Below are 16,837 nucleotides of genomic sequence, written 5' to 3' on the forward strand. Positions count from 1 at the left end.
GCCGGCCAAGGGCGTGGAGGCGCCCGCCGCAGGGCGGGCAACGACGGCCCCGGGCGGGCCCCCGGCCCGCTCCGCCGGATCAGGCTTCGCGCGGGCGGGGGCGCGAGGGCGGTTCCTTGAGCAGGCCGCCGACCCCCATGGACATGATGTCGGCGGGAGTGACGCCGACCCCGCAGAGGATGCGCTCCAGCACCCAGTCGGCGCCGTTCAGCGCGGGCGAGCGGGCGCAGCCCGGCAGTCCGATGACCGGCCGGTCACCGAGCCGTCCGAAGAACAGCAGGTTGCCGGGATCGACCGGCATGCCGAAATGCACGACCTCCCCGCCCGCCCGGCGCAGCGCCTCCGGGGCGACGTCGTGCAGGTCGGACGTGGCCGAGCCGGTCAGGATCAGGATCACCTCGTCCCCGGAGGCGGCGACGGCCTCTGCCAGCGCGTCGGTGCGATGTGCCACCAGACGGCGCTGGCCGAGCGTCACGCCCATCCGGTCGAGCCGCATGCGGATTGAGCGCCGCCCCTTGTCGCCCGGATCCTCGCCCACCAGCGTCTCGATCAGCGTGGCACTGCGATGTTGCACGGGATGCAGGCGCAGGGCATCGCCTGCGGCGGCGCAGGCGCGCGCCAGCGCCTCCTCGGGGACGGCATAGGAGATGATCTTGACCGTCGCGACCATGTTGCGCGTGGCCACCCGGTGCCAGCGCGGCAGGGTTGCCACGGTGATCATCGGATGCACGGCGTTGACCGCGTCGATGCGGGCCGCGTCGATGCCGACCACCCCGACCCCGGAGGCGTGCAGGTTGACGCGCCCGGTGCTGGCGGCCCCGATCCGGAGGCCGGCCGTCGCGGGCGCGGGCACCAGGGCGCGGGCCAGGCGGTCCGCCGCGACATCCTCGCCCACGTCGCCGGGGTCGAGGCGGGCGACGATGACCTCCTGCATCCCGGCGGCGCCAAGGCGGGCGGCATCCTCCGCCGACAGCACGCGGCCCTTGCGAAACCGCGTTCCCGGCAGGCTGACCGCATGGGCGAGGACGCCGCCTTCGGCCTCCGTCACCGGGACGGGGCCGAATTTCATGCGCCCTTCCTCAGCACCCGGGTCATCTCGGCGAGGATCGACAGGGCGATCTCGGCCGGGCCGGCCGCGCCGATGTCGAGCCCGACGGGCCCGTGGATGCGGCCGATCTCCTCGGGCGTGAAGCCCTGTTCCGTCATCCGCGCCTCGCGCTTGGCGTGGGTGCGGGTCGATCCCAGCGCGCCGATGTAGAAACAGCCCGACCGCAGCGCGCATTCGAGCGCCGGATCGTCGAGCTTTGGATCGTGGGTCAGCAGCACCAGTGCCGTACGCGCGTCGAGTCCGAGCTGCGTCACCGCCTCGTCGGGCCAGTCGTTGAGAATGGTCTCGCCGGGGAACCGCGCGGAGGAGCCGAAGGCCTCGCGCGGGTCGACGATCACCGGATCGTAGCCCGCGATCCGCGCCATCGGCACCAGCGCCTGGGCGATATGCACCGCGCCCACGACGATCAGCCGCAGCGGCGGGTTGTGGATCGCCACGAACCTGCGGCTGTCCTCCTCGAACCCGGAGCGGTCCATGCGGAAGCGCTCCTCGTGCCCGCTGTCGACGAGCTGGCGCGCGCCGCTGTCGAGATCCGCCACGTAGGCCACCGCCCGGCGCGCCGCGCGGGCAGCGCAGAGTTCGGCCAGGAGTTCCTCGGAAAGGGCGCCGCCGACGGGCTCGACCAGGACCTGGATGGTGCCGCCGCAGGCGAGGCCCACGGCAAAGGCATCCTCGTCGGAGACGCCGAATTCCAGTTCGCGGACCTTGCCGTCCTCGAGCGCCTCCAGCGCCTCGACGATCACCGCGCCTTCGACGCAGCCGCCGGAGACCGAGCCTTCGATCGCGCCGCTGCCGGAGATGGCAAGCTGCGCGCCGACACGGCGCGGCGCCGAGCCCCAGGTCCGGATCACCGTGGCCAGGGCCGCGCCCTCGCCGGCGCGATGCCAGGCCAGCGCCTGTTCGGGAATCGAATCGAATGTGTCCATGCCGGAACCTCCCGTGTTCGTTCTATCACCACGGGACGCGCTGTCGTCCCGTGCTTGGGTCGCATCTGCGGGCGTCGTCAGCCCTGCTGCCATACGGCCGACACCTCGGCCCGCAGGATGCGGCCGATCTGCGCGCAATCCTCCGGGCTGAAGGTCAGCGGCAGCCGCATGTCGAGGATCGCCGCCAGCACCCGGTCCGTGGCCGGCATGGGCGGCGCCGGCGCGTAACGCCAGGAATCGTAGCGCGAGGTGAAGCCGACGGGCTCCTCACTGCCGAACCATTTCAGTTCGACCCCGCGCGCGGCGCAGCGGGCCAGCACCTCGCGCACCCGTTCTGCCGCCCAGTCGAGCAGCAGGAACTGGAAGGAGGAGCCGACGGGGGCCGCCCCGGGCTCCCGCGGGACGAGGGCCAGGCCCGGAACGTCGCGCAGGGCGTCCTCGACCACGGCGTAGCGCGCGTTCCAGCGTGCCACCTGGTCCGGAAGCGCGCGCAGCTGCGGGCGCAGGATCGCGGCGCGCAGGTTGTCCATGCGGCCCGAGACGTTGGGCGTGACGTATTTCACCCGCTCGAAGACCTCGGGCGCGGGGGCCGCGAGGTGTCGCTCGTAGAGCATGTAGCTGCCCGAGAGGATCACCGCCCGCGCGGCGATCTCGGGATCGTCGGTGACCAGAAAGCCGCCTTCGCCGGAATTGACGTGCTTGTAGGTCTGCGTGGAATAGCACCCGATGATTCCGTGGCGTCCGGAGGGCACGCCCTTCCAGGCGGCCCCCATGGTGTGGGCGCAATCCTCGATCACGGCGATGCCGGCGGCGTCGCAGATCCGCATCAGGCGGTCCATGTCGCAGATGTGGCCGCGCATGTGGCTGAGCAGCAGCACCCGCGCCGATCCGGCCTTGGCGGCAAGATCGTCGAGGTCGATGGTCAGCGCCGGGGTCACGCCGACATAGACCGGCTCGGCGCCGAGCGCGGCGATGGCGCCGGGCACCGGGGCGAGCGTGAAGGCATTGGTGAGCACGCGGTCCCCGGCGGCGACCCCGGCGGCGCGCAGCGCGCAGCCGAGCGCATAGCCGCCCGAAGCGACCGCGAGCGCATGGCGCGCGCCGGTCAGCGCGGCGAACTCCTGCTCCAGCAGCGCGGTTTCGGACAATTCGCCGGGAGTGACGTTGTAGCGGTGCAGGCGGCCGTGGCGCAGCACGGCAAGGGCCGCCTCGATCCCCGCCTCGGGGATCGGCTCCTGCTGGGTGAAACTGCCGGTGAACCGTTCGTCCATGTGCGGATTTCTGCTCCCATCGGGCGACAAGGTCAATGACCCGCGCCGGTGACGATGCCCCGTCGGAAAAGCGGGCGCCCCGCTCAGGCGAGAAGGCGCGCGACGACCTCCGGCAGGGCGTCGAAATGCGCGATCATCGCCTCCGGTTCGAGGCGCGACACCGCCGTGCCCTCGGGGCCGAAGCCGACGAGCACGCAGGGCACGCCCGCCGCGCGCGCGGTCTTGCGGTCGGTGTCGGTATCGCCCACCAGCAGGCTGCGCGCGACCGTCCCGCCCGCGCCCTCGACCGCCGCGACATAGGGCGCCGGGTCGGGCTTGCGCACCGGCAGCGAGTCCGCACCGATCAGCGAGGCGAAAAGCCCCCGCACGCCGAGCCGGGCCAGCAGATCCTCGGCCAGTCCGGCGGGCTTGTTGGTGCAGATGCCGACCGCATGGCCGCTGGCGCGCAGCGCTTCGACCGCCTCGATCGCACCGGGATAAAGCCGCGTGTGAACGTCGATGGCCGCGCCGTAGGCGGTCAGCAGGCGCGGATACCAGCGATCCACCTGCGCCTCGTCCGCCGCCGCCCCGTCGCGCCCCGTCCCGCGCCCGAGCCCGAGCCGCAGCATCGCCCGCCCGCCGTGGAAGGCGGTCAGCGCATCCGCCACCGGATCGAGCCGCTGCGCGTGGCCCATTTCCTCGAAACAGACGTTGGCGGCGGCGATGAGATCGCCGCTCGTGTCCGCCAGCGTCCCGTCCAGGTCGAAGATCACCGTCCGCATATCGTTCCTGCCCCTGTCCTGCCCTGTCACATGCCGCAATCCAACGTGAACCGCGCCACCTTGCCCCGCCTCGCCAGAGGGGTAAAACGGGCGCAGGCAGAATACAAACGAGAACACCGCATGAGCATCGCCCTGATCGTCCTCGCCGCAGGCAAGGGCACCCGCATGGAATCGGACCTGCCCAAGGTTCTGCACCGCATCGCCCATGCGCCGATGCTCTGGCATGCCATGCGCGCCGGCCAGGCGCTTGAGCCGGAACGCACCATCGTCGTTGCCGGGCACGAGGCGGCGCAGGTGCAGGCCTCGGTCCTCGGCTACGATCCCGAGGCGCGCGTGGTCGTGCAGACCGAACAGCTCGGCACCGCGCATGCCGTGGCCCAGGCCATGCCGCAGCTCGAGGATTTCGACGGCGATGCCATCGTGCTCTACGGCGACACGCCCTTCATCTCGCAGGACACTCTGGAGGCGATGTCGGTCGCGCGCGCCCGCCACGACATCGTCGTTCTGGGGTTCGAGGCCGCCGATCCCGGTCGCTACGGCCGTCTCGTGACCGAGGGCGAGAGCCTGCTGAGGATCGTGGAGTACAAGGATGCCACGGAGGAAGAGCGCGCCATAACGCTTTGCAATTCCGGCGTTCTCTGCGCCGACGCCTCGCTTCTTGCCGATCTCGTCAAGCTGGTGAAGAACGACAATGCCGCCGGGGAATACTACCTGCCGGACGTGGTCGCTCTGGCCCGCGCCAACGGTCTGTCCGCCGGGGTGGTGCCCTGCGACGAAGCCGAGACGCTGGGCGTCAATTCCCGCGCCGAGCTGGCCGGGGCCGAGGCCGCCTTCCAGGCCCGCGCCCGCTCGGAACTGCTGGAGAACGGCGTCGCCCTCGCCGCGCCGGAGACCGTGTTCCTTGCCTGGGACACCGTGATCGGCCGCGATACCGAGGTCGAGCCCAACGTGATCTTCGGTCCCGGCGTGACTGTGGAATCCGGCGCGCGGTTGCGGGCCTTCTCGCATCTCGAGGGCTGCCACGTCAGCCGAGGCGCCGTCGTCGGGCCCTTCGCCCGCCTGCGCCCCGGCGCGGAACTGGCCGAGGAGGTGCATGTCGGCAACTTCGTCGAGGTCAAGAACGCCTATCTCGCCGAGGGGGTGAAGGCGAACCACCTCACCTACATCGGCGATGCGGACATCGGCGAAAGGACCAACATCGGCGCAGGCACCATCACCTGCAACTATGACGGCGTCTTCAAACACCGCACCACCATCGGGCGCGGCGCCTTCATCGGTTCGGACACCATGCTGGTGGCCCCGGTGAGCATCGGAGACGGCGCGATGACCGGCACCGGGTCGGTCATCACCGAGGACGTGCCCCCCGGCGCGCTGGCGCTGGGACGGGCGAAACAGGTGACGAAACAAGGCTTCGCCACGCGGCTCTTCGAGATGCTGCGGGCCAAGAAAGCCAAGCAGAGCAAGGGGTAAGGTCCATGTGCGGGATTGTCGGCGTTCTGGGACACCACGAGGTGGCCCCCATGTTGGTCGAGGCGCTGCGCCGTCTCGAATACCGCGGCTACGACAGCGCGGGCATCGCCACGGTGAACGACGGAACGCTCGACCGGCGCCGTGCCGTGGGCAAGCTGGTGAACCTGTCCGACCTGCTGGTGCACGAGCCGCTCGCCGGGAAATCCGGCATCGGCCACACCCGCTGGGCAACCCACGGCGAGCCCTCGACCCGCAATGCCCACCCCCATCGCGCCGGGCCGGTGGCGGTGGTCCACAACGGCATCATCGAGAATTTCCGCGAACTGCGCGCCGAACTTGCCGCCTCGGGTCTGCATCCCGAGACCGACACCGACACCGAGACCGTCGCCATGCTGGCCAGCCACTACCTGACCCAGGGCATGACCCCGGTCGAGGCGGCGAACAAGACGCTCGACCGGCTCGACGGTGCCTTTGCCCTCGCCTTCCTGTTCGACGGCGAGGAGGATCTCATCATCGCCGCGCGCAAGGGTTCTCCGCTGGCCATCGGCCATGGTGACGGCGAGATGTTCGTCGGCTCCGATGCCATCGCGCTGGCGCCGATGACCGACCGGATCACCTATCTCGAAGAGGGCGACCGCGCCATCGTCACCCGCCGCGGGGCAGAGATCTTCGACGCCCGCGGCGACCGCGCCAACCGCGCCACGAGCCGGATCCGCGTCGACGCGACCCGCATCGACAAGGCCGGCTACAAGCATTTCATGGCCAAGGAGATCGCCCAGCAGCCGACCGTCCTGGCCGATGCCCTGCGCGCCTATCTCGACGGCGACACCATCGCGCTGCCGGAACCGGGCCTGGATTTTGCCAAGGTCGACCGCCTGACCATGGTCGCCTGCGGCACCGCCTATTTCGCCTGCCTGACGGCGAAATACTGGTTCGAGAAACTGGCCCGCCTGCCCGTCGAGGTCGATATCGCCTCGGAATTCCGCTACCGCGAACCGCCGGTCCTGCCGGGCACCGCCGCGCTCTTCGTGTCGCAGTCGGGCGAAACCGCCGACACCCTCGCCGCGCTGCGCTACTGCCGGGACAAGGCCGACAGCATCGTGTCGGTGGTGAATGTCGACACCTCCTCGATCGCGCGGGAAAGCGACCTCGCGCTGCCGATCCACGCCGGGGTCGAGGTCGGGGTCGCCTCGACCAAGGCCTTTACCTGCCAGCTCAACGTGCTGCTGCTGCTGGCGATCAAGGCCGCCGTCGAGCGCGGCGAGATGGACCAGGCCCGCAAGGTCGCGCTGCTGAACGCCCTGCGCGCGCTGCCGGGCGTGATGAATGCCGCACTGGATCGTGACGGCGACATCGCGCGGGCGGCCGTGCAGATATCCGAAGCGCGGGACGTGCTGTTTCTCGGCCGGGGGATGATGTACCCCCTCGCCCACGAAGGTGCGCTGAAACTGAAGGAAATCAGCTACATCCACGCCGAAGCTTATGCATCCGGCGAGTTGAAGCACGGCCCCATCGCGCTGATCGACAAGAGCGTTCCGGTGATCGTGATGGCACCGCGCGACAGTCTTTTCGACAAGACCGTGTCGAACATGCAGGAGGTGATGGCGCGCGGCGGCAAGGTCTGCCTGGTGTCGGATGCCCGCGGCGTGGCCGAAGCCGGCGACGGTGTCTGGCAGACCATCACCCTTCCCGAGGTCGACGAGCATCTTGCGCCGCTGCTCTACGCGCTTCCGGCGCAGTTGCTGGCCTATCACGCGGCCATCGCCAAGGGCACGGATGTGGACCAGCCGCGCAACCTCGCCAAATCGGTGACGGTGGAATAGCTCAGGCCCGCACGACGGGGCGCAGCGCCGCACGAATGCGAGCGGCAGAGACCAGCGGCAAGGCGCGCGGGGCATAGACGGTTTCGACCGCCTGCCGCCCCAGCAGCGCCGGCAACAGCCAGGGCGCCGCGACGATGAGTGAGCGCCGCGCCTCCGCGCTCAGCGCGGCAAAACCCATCGGCCCCGGCCAGAAGCTTTCCGCCCAGTGCCCGTTCGCCGAAACCAGCGCATGCGCCGGCAGCAGGATGTGGTGATAGCTGCAGGACCGCTTGCCCCGCATCACCCGCACGCCGGGCCATCCCGCACGCGCAAGGTGGCGGGCACGGGCAAGGCCCGGTCCGCCGCCATCGTCGAAAAGAACGCAATGCTGTGCCGAGACCCTGAGGGGGGAGGCCCGCGCCGGATCGCCCGAGCGGATCTCGACCGGCAGGAGGTTCGGCGCCGCGCGCAGCGCCTCCGCACCGAGATGCCGCGCGCCCGCCCAGAGCACCGGTTGCGGCGGACCGTCCCGGATGCGCACCGGATCGCCGGGGGCCAGATCCTCGACCGGGCGGGGGCCGGAGGGGGTGTCGATCAGGCACCCGGCCAGAAAGCAGGGCGCGCCCATGGCGGTCATCTGCGTCTGGTTCAGGCTGGCGGGCGCGATGCCGAGCAGCGTGATGCGGCCGCCGTCGGGAAAGGTCAGGACCGCGTTGCCCGCGCCGTCGTCGCTCACGGCGATATCCCAACTGCGCACCGGCGTAGTGCCGTCCGTGGTCACCCCGGAGAGGTCGAGCCGATCGACCGAGCGCCCGGCCCCGTCGTCGGTCAGGTCGAAATCGGTGATCGTGTCATAGCCGTCACCGTCGGAGAACCGGATGGTGTCGGCCCCCCCGCCCGTGGTCACGAGGTCGTTGCCACTGCCCCCGATGATGAGGTTCGACCCCACCCCGCCGTCGATGGTGTCGCTGCCCTCGCCCCCGTCGAAGGTATCGCGGCCGTCGGTGGTCGAGCCGACCAGCAGGTCGTTGCCGAGCCCGCCCGACAGGAAGTTCGAGCCGGTGTCGGCGATGATCGTGTCATTGCCGGCCTCGCCGTGGAGCACATCGTTGGCCGACCCTCCGACGATGCAATCGTTGCCGTCCCCGCCGAAGATCGTGTCGGACCCCTGGTCTCCGATGAGGGTGTCGGCGCCGCTGCCGCCGAGGATGGTATCCTGGCCGCGCCCGCCGTAGACCAGATCGTCGCCGCCGTCGCCCCGGATCAGGTCGTCGCCGTCGAACGCGCGGATGGTGTCGTCCCCCTCGCCCCCCGCGATGCTGTCCGCGCCATCCCCGGTGACGACGGAATCCGCATGGGCCGATCCGGTGATGGTGTTCTGCCCGTCCCCGGCAGAGATCCTGACCCCGTCGGCGGCGCCGGTCGCATCGAACAGGTCGTCCCCGGCCCCCGCCTCGAACGACTCGATCTCCCAGAAGTTGTGGGTCGTGGCGCTGCCGGCATAGGTGAAGGAGCCGTATTCCCAGCCGTTCCAGGTGACGCTGACGGCGCTCGGACCGAGTTGCACGGTGTCGAGGTCGGTGGCCCCCTCGCCGCCGAAGATCATGGCCCGACCGTCGCCGCCGGTGACGATGAAGCGGTCGTTGCCGTCGCCCCCGAACAGGCTGTTGAGGCCCGCACCCCCGGTGATCGTGTCGTTGCCGCCCGCGCCCTGCAGGGTGTCGTTGCCGTCGCCGCCGCTGATGCAATCGTCGCCGTCGGCGCCCCAGATCGTGTCGTCGCCCGCGCCGCCGGACAGGGTGTCCTTCCCCGCGCCGCCGCCGATGGTGTCGTTGCCCCCGCCCATGTCGGCGTGGATGCCGACGGTATCGTGGAAGGCGTCGATGGAATCCGCCTGGTTGGTGGCGACGATCCCCTCGATATCCGAGAAGGACACGGTGTTGCCCCCGCCGGAGACGGTCCCCGCCTCGGACCCCGAATAGATCACCGTGATGCCGGTCCCGGTGACGGAGGAAAAGTCGAGGATGTCGAAATCGCTGCCGGTGGTGACGGTGCCGCCCCCGGAGACCGTATCCGCCCCCCAGCCCGCGCCGAAGAGGAAGCGGTCGCCGTCCGCGCCGCCGCTCAGGCTGTCGTTGCCCGCGCCGCCGGTGATCGTGTCGGCCCCGTCGCCGCCGGTGACGGTGTCGTTGCCGATCCCGCCGGACAGCGAATCGGCCCCCGTACCGCCGTCGATCACATCGTTGCCCCCGCCCCCGTCCAGCGTGTCGCGGCCCGCGCCGCCGTGCAGCGTGTCGGCAAATCCGCCGCCCTGGATGCTGTTGTCCGCCGCAGCCGTGTAGGTGGCATCCGCAAGCTCGCCATAGGCGGGTTCGCGCCCGGCGGTGGTGTCGGCGTAATTGCTGATCTCGTAGGTCACGCCGGGATCGACCGTGCCGTCCGAGACGTAGCCGCGGACGGAGCCGTTGACGTAGACCTCCCAGATGCGGACGGTTTCGCCGAGCGGCGTGGTCAGGGTCGTCGAAAATCCGAGCCGCACCGCGCCGCTCGCCACCGTGGCGCCGCTGCTGTCGGTGACCACCACGTTCTGCGTGGAATCCCGCGCATAGCCCGCCTGCCCGTCGAGCCGGCCGTCGTCATCGCTGAAGGTGAAGGTCAGCGCATCGGTCGCCGCCGAGAAATCCGGGTCGAGCCGAAACCGCGCGCCCGGCGCCGGCGTGCCGCCGTCGACCCTGAAATTGCCGAGCGCATATCCGACGACGACATGGGTGGTCATGAAAGGGCCCGTTCCTGTTTCCTGCCGGAGTCCCGCCGGTCACTGGCCGGTTGCTGGCCGCAATCATGCACGAGGGTGCGGCGGACCCGCCGTCCGTCGCTCCGGCCCCCGACCCGGCGGGCTCACTCTGGGACAAATTCGCAAATCCCCGGTTAATCGCCGCGCTTTGGCCTGTCCCGGCGGCAACGGCGCGATATAAGGTTCCCAGCCTCCACCAGCGACCGGACGGATCCCATGGCAAAGCAGTTTCCAGCGCTCGGCGCGGACCATCAGAGCTTCATCAAGGCCCAGCACATGTTCTTCGTGGGCTCGGCAGCACCGACGGGACGGGTCAATATCTCGCCCAAGGGGATGGATTCGCTGCGCATCCTGTCCGAAAACCGCATCCTCTGGCTCAACGTCACGGGGTCGGGCAACGAAACCGCCGGGCATCTGCTCGAGGATGCGCGCCTCACCCTCATGTGGTGCAGCTTCGAGCGGCGGCCGCTCATCCTGCGCGCCTACGGCACGGCGCGGATGATCCACGCGGGCGAACCGGGTTGGGACGACCACCTTGCCCGTTTCACGCCGATCCCAGGCGCGCGCCAGATCTGCGACGTGGCGATCGAGATGGTGCAGACCTCCTGCGGCTATGCGGTGCCCTTCATGGATTTCGCCGGCGAGCGCGACACCCTGCGCCACTGGGCCGAGGACCGGGGCGAGGACGGGCTGCGCGCGTACTGGGCCGAGAAGAACGCCACCACGCTCGACGGACGCCCGACGCGGCCCGACACCACCCCGGCATGACGCCGCAGGACGCCATCGCGGCCCTGGAGCGTCACGCCGTCCCCGGCCGTTCCGCCGAGATGGCCGCCTATCACAAGGTGGCGCGCCGGTATCTCGGGGTGGCCAATCCCGACACCAATGCGCTGGGGACCGACCTGCGCCGGTCGCTGACCCTGCCCGAGCGCGTGGCGCTGGCCGACGGCCTCTGGCGCAGCGACATCTTCGAGGCGCGACTGCTGGCGGCCCGGCTCCTGACGCAGGCGCGCATCCGCGACGACGGCCCGGTCTGGGATCTGATCCGCGGCTGGGTGCCCGAGTTCGATTCCTGGGCCATTGCGGATCACGTCTGCATGGCGGGGATGCGGCGGCTCTCCGCGGACCCGGCGCGACTCGAAGACGTGGCGCCCTGGACCGAAAGCCCGCAGATGTGGACCCGGCGCGCGGCGCTGGTCATCACCCTGCCCTGGACGAAACAGACCCACCCGAGCGCGGCCGACCTCGCCATCCGCGACCGGGTGCTGGGGTGGGCCGCGGGCTACGTGCCCGACCGGGAATGGTTCATCCAGAAGGCCGTCGCCTGGTGGCTGCGCGATCTGTCGAAACACGATCCCGGCCGGGTGCGGGCCTTTCTCGACGCGCACGGTGCCGGGATGAAACCCTTTGCGCGACGCGAGGCGGCGCGGCTGCTCGCTCCGGCGGATCAGCCTCCGGAATAGACCTCGATCACCGGAAGATCGGTCAGCGGCGCTTCGATCAGGCGCATCGCGGCAAGCGAAATGCGGCTTCCCGCCGTCGCGGGTCCGTCGATCGGGATGAGATCGACCTGCGAGGATTTCCCCGACCCCGGGTAGACCACCCGCCCCTTGCCGGGCGCGGAGACCAGGGGCGTTTCCAGCCAGAAGCCGGGTCGCGCCGGATCGCCGAGCGAGGCGACGGTGGTTCCGAGGCTCTTTTCCCCCGCCGGTTCCGCAGGCGCCGCGGCGGCGGCGGCGCGGTCGGCGGCGGTGGTGGTGTCGAACTGGTCCGCCGTGCGGGCGGAAGCAGGCGGTTTCGGGGCCACGATGGTGGCCGGTCGCTCGGCCGGGCGGACCTCGTCCGGGGCGGTGGCGGAGGCGGGCTTTGCCGCGCCACCGAACGGCATGTCGGCACAGGCGGCCAGCAGCAGGGGCAGGATCAGGGCATATCGTGTCATGCGCCGCAGGGTATGACCTTCGTCTGCGTCTGACAATCACGCAAAACCTTGTCCCGCGGCGGTTTCACGCCTAGGTTCCATGCATGGAACAGCTCATCGATCCCTTCCACCGTCCGATCTCCTACCTTCGGGTCTCGGTCACCGACCGCTGCGATTTCCGCTGCGTCTATTGCATGTCGGAAAACATGACCTTTCTCCCCAAGAAGGAGCTTCTGACGCTGGAGGAGCTGGACAGGCTCTGTTCCGCCTTCGTCGGCATGGGAGTCGAGAAGCTGCGCATCACCGGCGGCGAACCGCTGGTGCGCAAGGATATCCTGACCTTCTTCCGCTCCATGTCGCGCCATCTCGACAGCGGCGCGCTGAAGGAGCTGACGCTGACCACCAACGGCTCGCAGCTCGAACGCTTTGCCAAGCCGCTCTACGAGGCGGGCGTGCGCCGGGTTAACGTCTCCGCCGACACGCTGGATGACGAGAAATTCGCGCGGATCACCCGCTGGGGCCGCCTGCCCCAGGTGATGCGCGGCATCGACGCGGCGCAGGCGGCGGGGATGCGGGTCAAGCTCAACGCCGTGGCGCTGAAGGGCTTCAACGAGGACGAACTGCTGTCGATCACCGAATGGTGCGCCTCGCGCGATATCGACCTGACCTGGATCGAGGTCATGCCGATGGGCGACATCGGCAACGAGATGCGCATCGACCAGTACTGGAAGCTGTCGGACCTGCGCGCGCGCCTGGCCGAGCATTACACGCTGACCGAACTGTCCGAACGCACCGGGGGTCCGGCCCGCTACGTGCGCCTCGAAGAGAGCGGCCAGAAGATCGGCTTCATCACGCCGCTCACCCACAATTTCTGCGAAAGCTGCAACCGCGTGCGGCTGACCTGCACCGGGGAACTCTACATGTGCCTCGGTCAGGAGGACATGGCCGACCTGCGCGCCCCCCTGCGCAACCATCCCGACAGCGATGCCCCGCTGGAGGACGCGATCCGTGCCGCCATCGGGCGCAAGCCCAAGGGCCACGATTTCGACTACTCCCGGCAGAGCGTCGACGGCCGCGTGTCGCGTCACATGAGCCATACCGGCGGCTGATCCCGCCCCCCGGCGCAGCCGCGATCCATTGCCGGAAAACCTTGACCCGCCCCGCTTCGGCCGCAATGTCGGCGGAAACAATGGCCCGCGAGTACAGGTATTGTTGCACCGCTGCACCGCACTGACCTTTGATTTCATTGAATATTCCGAATTTCCCGCACCACCTCGCCGAAAATTGCCGCCGCCCCGACCCGGCGCTTCGCAGAGACCGCGCTTTTGCCCTATAGTGTCCCTACAGAGGACAGAAAATCATCGGATGTCATGAACATCCGAGACAAAGAGCAGGCAGGCTTCGACAGTGTCCCAACCCGATGTGATCGTGCGCCCCCTGGCGGCACGGGATGAAGATGAATGGCGCGTGCTGTGGAAGGGGTATCTCACCTTCTACAAATCCTCCGTGCCGGACGAGGTCTACGCGACCACCTTTGCCCGTCTTCTCGGAGACGATGCGCAGGATTTCCGCGCGCTCGTGGCAGAAGTAGACGGAAGGCTCGTGGGGCTCGTCCACTTCCTCTTTCACCGCCATTGCTGGCGGGTCGAGAACGTGTGCTATCTTCAGGATCTCTTTGCCTCTCCCGAGGTGCGCGGCCTCGGCATCGGGCGGGCGCTGATCGAGGCCGTCTATGCCGCCGCCGACGCCGAGGGCGCGCCGAACGTCTACTGGCTGACCCAGAGCTCCAACCACAGCGCGCGGCAGCTCTATGACAGGATCGGGACGCTGACCGAGTTCATCAAGTACCAGAGACCGTGATGCGCAAGCTGCTCCTGCCGCTCTACCTTCTGCTCGGAGCCTGCGTGCCGGTGGCCCCGTCGGACACGGCGAGCCGCGCGGCGGTGTCGGTGCAGACCGACACCAGCCTGCCCGCGATGAAGAGCTTCTCGACCCCGCGCCCGCTGCCGCCGGTGACGTCGAATTCCGATATGGCGCGGGATTTCCTCGACCTGACCTTCGCGCTGGAATCCGGCCGCACCCTGCCCACCTTCACCCGTTTCGAAGGGCCGATCACCCTGCGCGTCGCGGGCAGCCCGCCGCCGTCGCTGGCGCTGGACCTCAACCGGCTGATCTACCGGCTGCGCAACGAGGCGGGCATCGACATCTCGCTCACCGCCGCCTCTGCCGCCAACATCACCGTCCAGGCCATCCCCCGCGCCGACATCCGCCGCTACCTGCCGCAGGCCGCCTGTTTCGTGGTGCCCAACGTCTCCTCGCTCGCGGAGTACATCGCCAATCGGCGCGCGCCGCGGGTGAGCTGGTCCAATGTCACCACCCGCGAGCGGCTGTCGATCTTCCTGCCGGCGGATTCCTCGCCGCAGGAGGTGCGCGACTGCCTGCACGAGGAGATCGCCCAGTCGCTCGGGCCGCTCAACGACCTCTACCGCCTGCCCGACAGCGTGTTCAACGACGACAACGTGCACACCGTGCTGACCGGCTACGACATGACGATCCTGCGCGCCTATTACGACCCGGCGCTGCGCTCGGGACTGTCGCGCCGCGAGGTCGCCGACCGCCTGCCCGCCATCCTGGCGCGGGTCAACCCGGCGGGCGAAGGCCTGCCGGTGCGCCGTCTCTCGCGCACTCCGCGGGTGTGGATCGACGCGATCCAGACCGCGCTCGGGCCGGGGTCGGATGCGTCCGAACGCCGCGCCGCCGCGACCGAGGCGCTGAACGTCGCCGCCGGCATGGGCTGGAGCGATCACCGGCGCGGCTTTTCCCACTATGCCATGGGGCGCATCCTGCAAAGCTACGATGCCGATGCGGCGCAGGAGCAGTTCCGGCTGGCGCAGCGCTACTTTGCCCTGTCCCCCAACACCCAGCTGCACCAGGCCTACGTGGCCTCGCAACTGGCGGCCTACGCGATCAACGGCAACCGCCCCGAAGAGGCGCTGGAACTGATCGGCCCCTATCTCGACATCGCGGCGCGGAACGAGAACGCGGCCCTGCTGGCGACGCTGATGCTGCTGCGCGCCGAGGCGCTGGACCTCTCGGGCCGGTCCGCCGAGGGGCGCACGGTGCGGCTGGACTCTCTCGGATGGGCGCGATACGGCTTCGGCTCGGATTGGGCCGTGCGTGCGAAACTGCGCGAGATCGGCTCGCTCAACCCGCTCAGAGGCGGCTGAGGAGGCAAGGCATGATCGTGATTGCGGGGGCGCTTCTCGGCGCCATCCTCGGGGGGCTCACCGCCTCGCGGCGCAAGGGCAACAAGGCCGATATCGCGCAGTTCGCGGTGGTCTACGCGATCCTGTTCGCGCTGGCCGGGCTGGTCCTGACCATCGTCATCGAGAAAGTCGTCGCCTGACCGGGGCGGCCCCGCCGTGACGGGGGCCCTTTCCGCGCCGTTGCCCCCGGCAAGGGGCGCGATGCCGCCCTATTCCATCGCCAGGATCATGTTGCGCACGACCGGGTAGATCTCGTTCTCCCAGCGGCGGCCGTTGAACACGCCGTAATGGCCGACATTGGCCTGCAGGTGGTGCCGCTTCAGATGCGGCCGCAGGGTCGAGCAGAGATCGTGCGCCGCGGTGGTCTGGCCCAGCCCGCAGATGTCGTCGCGCCCACCCTCGACCGTCAGCAGCGCCGTGCGCCGGATGTGCGAGGGGTCGACCCGGCGCCCGCGATAGGTGAACGCCCCCGTGGCCAGTTCGGCCTTCTGGAAGATGCGTTCGATCGTCTCGATGTAGAATTCCTCGGTCAGGTCGAGCACGGCGAAATATTCGTCGTAGAACTCCTTGATCCGGTTGGCTTCCTTCATCTCGCCGGCGGCGAGGTGGTCGAACATCCTGCGGTGCTGGTCCTTGTGCCGGTCCATGTTCATCGCCATGAAGGCGGTGAGCTGCACGAAGCCCGGATAGACCCGCCGCCCGCCACCGGGATGGCGCAGGGGCACGGTGGAGATCACGTTGCGCTCGAACCAGTCGAGCGGCTTTTCATTGGCCAGTTCGTTCACCGCCGTCGGGCTTTCGCGCACGTCGACCGGCCCGGCCATCAGCGTCATGGTGAGCGGGGTCGCGGGGTTGCGGTCCTCCGACATCACCGCGACGGCGGCCAGCGCCTGCACGCAGGGCTGACAGACGGCAAGGATGTGCCCGCCCGGCCCGATCTCTTCCATGAAGCGGATCAGGTAGGAGACGTAATCCTCGACCCCGAACGGCCCCGCATCGCGCGGCACGTCACGGGCGTTCTTCCAGTCGGTGATGTAGACGTCGTGATCCTGCAGCAGGGTCTTCACCGTCCCGGCCAGCAGCGTCGCGAAATGCCCCGAAAGCGGCGCCGTCACCAGCACCCGGGGTTGCGGCGTATCCACGTCCTTGCGGAAATGCAGCAACTGGCCGAACGGCATGTCGAGCGCGACCTCTTCGGTCACCGGCACGTCGCGGTTGGCGACGCGCACGCTCTTGATGCCGAAGGACGGACGCTCGTGGGTCAGGCGGAAGCGGCCGATCATCTCCAACAGCGCCGCATTCCCGCGTAAAAGCGCGGCAAACGGGCCGTCGCTGCGCGGAATTTGCGCAAGTGCCATCATTGCCGAGGTCCGCCACGGCGCAATGATATCGTCAAGTCCTTGATATGCCGCATAAAGCAATGTGTTCGCTCCGCTGTGTCCCCTTGACGACGCTAGTCACTCCGGGGGCAGCATGCGAGACTATTCCTTGCACGATCGTGCATATCCCCGCTCCGAGGAC

Annotated in this window: 15 protein-coding genes; 8 read left to right on the forward strand and 7 right to left on the reverse strand. The window is 69.4% G+C overall.

Going from position 1 to position 16,837, the window contains the following annotated elements; genetic code table 11:
- Window positions 1–79 precede the first annotated feature (79 nt).
- The 4 genes from ACN0RJ_RS10165 to ACN0RJ_RS10180 all read right to left on the reverse strand — a co-directional run bounded on the left by ACN0RJ_RS10165 (window position 80) and on the right by ACN0RJ_RS10180 (window position 4,066).
- Entirely contained in the window at window positions 80–1,069 is a 990-nt protein-coding gene (locus ACN0RJ_RS10165; protein WP_417724176.1) for a molybdopterin-binding protein, read from the reverse strand.
- Entirely contained in the window at window positions 1,066–2,034 is a 969-nt protein-coding gene (locus tag ACN0RJ_RS10170) for an XdhC family protein (RefSeq protein ID WP_417724177.1), read from the reverse strand. Before ACN0RJ_RS10170 ends, ACN0RJ_RS10165 begins: the two co-directional genes overlap by 4 nt.
- 77 nt (window positions 2,035–2,111) lie before the next feature.
- Window positions 2,112–3,305, reverse strand: a complete 1,194-nt coding sequence (locus ACN0RJ_RS10175; protein WP_417724178.1) for a DegT/DnrJ/EryC1/StrS family aminotransferase — start codon at window positions 3,303–3,305, stop codon at window positions 2,112–2,114.
- A gap of 83 nt (window positions 3,306–3,388) precedes the next feature.
- Window positions 3,389–4,066, reverse strand: a complete 678-nt coding sequence (locus ACN0RJ_RS10180) for an HAD-IA family hydrolase (RefSeq protein WP_417724179.1) — start codon at window positions 4,064–4,066, stop codon at window positions 3,389–3,391.
- A gap of 120 nt (window positions 4,067–4,186) precedes the next feature.
- On the opposite strand from ACN0RJ_RS10180, the gene glmU reads away from it, so the two are divergent.
- Together glmU and glmS are read left to right on the forward strand one after the other, a co-directional pair.
- On the forward strand, window positions 4,187–5,536 hold the full coding sequence (gene glmU, locus ACN0RJ_RS10185; RefSeq protein ID WP_417724180.1) for a bifunctional UDP-N-acetylglucosamine diphosphorylase/glucosamine-1-phosphate N-acetyltransferase GlmU: 1,350 nt from the start codon (window positions 4,187–4,189) through the stop codon (window positions 5,534–5,536).
- A 5-nt stretch (window positions 5,537–5,541) separates the two neighbouring features.
- The gene (gene glmS, locus ACN0RJ_RS10190) at window positions 5,542–7,359 is read left to right on the forward strand and encodes a glutamine--fructose-6-phosphate transaminase (isomerizing) (protein ID WP_417724181.1); all 1,818 of its coding nucleotides are present in this window, start codon (window positions 5,542–5,544) and stop codon (window positions 7,357–7,359) included.
- Window position 7,360: 1 nt separating this feature from the next.
- On the opposite strand, the gene ACN0RJ_RS10195 is transcribed toward glmS, so the two are convergent.
- Entirely contained in the window at window positions 7,361–10,114 is a 2,754-nt protein-coding gene (locus ACN0RJ_RS10195) for a Hint domain-containing protein (protein ID WP_417724182.1), read from the reverse strand.
- Window positions 10,115–10,348: 234 nt separating this feature from the next.
- Between ACN0RJ_RS10195 and ACN0RJ_RS10200 the strand changes: the two genes are divergently transcribed.
- Window positions 10,349–10,900, forward strand: a complete 552-nt coding sequence (locus ACN0RJ_RS10200) for a pyridoxamine 5'-phosphate oxidase family protein (protein ID WP_417724183.1) — start codon at window positions 10,349–10,351, stop codon at window positions 10,898–10,900.
- Window positions 10,897–11,595 (forward strand): DNA alkylation repair protein, encoded by a 699-nt coding sequence (locus ACN0RJ_RS10205; RefSeq protein WP_417724184.1) that lies wholly within the window; start codon window positions 10,897–10,899, stop codon window positions 11,593–11,595. The genes ACN0RJ_RS10200 and ACN0RJ_RS10205 overlap by 4 nt, the downstream gene beginning before the upstream one ends.
- Here the strand turns inward: ACN0RJ_RS10205 and ACN0RJ_RS10210 are convergent.
- Complete coding sequence (locus ACN0RJ_RS10210) at window positions 11,580–12,071, reverse strand: hypothetical protein (RefSeq protein WP_417719036.1); 492 nt, start codon at window positions 12,069–12,071, stop codon at window positions 11,580–11,582. The genes ACN0RJ_RS10205 and ACN0RJ_RS10210 overlap by 16 nt on opposite strands.
- Before the next feature lie 83 nt (window positions 12,072–12,154).
- Between ACN0RJ_RS10210 and moaA the strand changes: the two genes are divergently transcribed.
- From moaA to ACN0RJ_RS10230, 4 genes are all read left to right on the forward strand, one after another.
- A complete protein-coding gene (gene moaA / locus ACN0RJ_RS10215; RefSeq protein WP_417724185.1) occupies window positions 12,155–13,159 on the forward strand; it encodes a GTP 3',8-cyclase MoaA in 1,005 nt (334 codons plus the stop codon).
- 298 nt (window positions 13,160–13,457) lie between these two features.
- Complete coding sequence (locus tag ACN0RJ_RS10220) at window positions 13,458–13,910, forward strand: GNAT family N-acetyltransferase (protein WP_417719034.1); 453 nt, start codon at window positions 13,458–13,460, stop codon at window positions 13,908–13,910.
- The gene (locus tag ACN0RJ_RS10225) at window positions 13,910–15,277 is read left to right on the forward strand and encodes a DUF2927 domain-containing protein (protein ID WP_417724186.1); all 1,368 of its coding nucleotides are present in this window, start codon (window positions 13,910–13,912) and stop codon (window positions 15,275–15,277) included. The genes ACN0RJ_RS10220 and ACN0RJ_RS10225 overlap by 1 nt, the downstream gene beginning before the upstream one ends.
- A gap of 11 nt (window positions 15,278–15,288) precedes the next feature.
- Window positions 15,289–15,456, forward strand: a complete 168-nt coding sequence (locus ACN0RJ_RS10230) for an apolipoprotein acyltransferase (RefSeq protein WP_417719032.1) — start codon at window positions 15,289–15,291, stop codon at window positions 15,454–15,456.
- Between the two features lie 69 nt (window positions 15,457–15,525).
- On the opposite strand, the gene ACN0RJ_RS10235 is transcribed toward ACN0RJ_RS10230, so the two are convergent.
- Entirely contained in the window at window positions 15,526–16,737 is a 1,212-nt protein-coding gene (locus tag ACN0RJ_RS10235) for a polyhydroxyalkanoate depolymerase (protein WP_417719031.1), read from the reverse strand.
- Window positions 16,738–16,837 lie beyond the last annotated feature (100 nt).

It is taken from the genome of Salipiger sp. (assembly GCF_048261495.1).
Lineage (GTDB): Bacteria > Pseudomonadota > Alphaproteobacteria > Rhodobacterales > Rhodobacteraceae > Salipiger.